The 578-nt window shown below is 25.4% G+C and carries 1 protein-coding gene; it reads left to right on the top strand.

What is annotated here, in order from left to right; genetic code table 11:
* Positions 1-578: DUF4135 domain-containing protein (locus ES017_RS15210; RefSeq protein ID WP_171335267.1), on the top strand; the 578-nt coding region annotated here is incomplete at both ends.

Genomic DNA, 578 nt, shown 5'->3' with positions numbered 1-578 from the left:
TAATTATTTTCGTAATGTTGGTATTTTCTTATTCGTTACCTATTTAATTTCAGGGTCAGACTTTCACTATGAAAACATTGTTTCAACGTATAATACTATTGTGACTATTGACTCGGAAAATATTTTCAATATTAAAGAAGATTTTACAGTTTATGATACAGCTTTAATACCTTCATTCTCTATAAGAGAAAAAACCTTAGCTGCATTCTCTAATAACTTTGATGGTGATTTAGATATACTAAATTACGAATATAGGATTACACAACAAGGAATAGAAACAATTGAAAAAGTTGAGAAAAAAGTTAGTAATAATATGAATGTTCCTTTATATAAAGGGAAAGAATTACTATTTTACCTTAATAAAGATTTAATAATAGAAGGTTTCGAAAAGGCATATAATTTTTTTCTAGAAAACACAAAGAACATAATAAATTTAATAAAAAAATTATTTACCGATGTCCAGATTAGAGTTATTAAAAAACCTACTTATGTTTATAGTGACGCTATATGGTCGAGTTATTCTCCAAAACTTTTAACTGATCTTGATTGTCGAAAGGAATTTTTTCGTAAATTAAGTA

The sequence above is a fragment of the Anoxybacillus sp. EFIL genome (genome assembly GCF_013096955.1).
In the GTDB taxonomy this organism is placed as follows: domain Bacteria; phylum Bacillota; class Bacilli; order Bacillales; family Anoxybacillaceae; genus Anoxybacillus; species Anoxybacillus ayderensis.
This window is presented reverse-complemented; position numbering and strand designations above follow the sequence as displayed.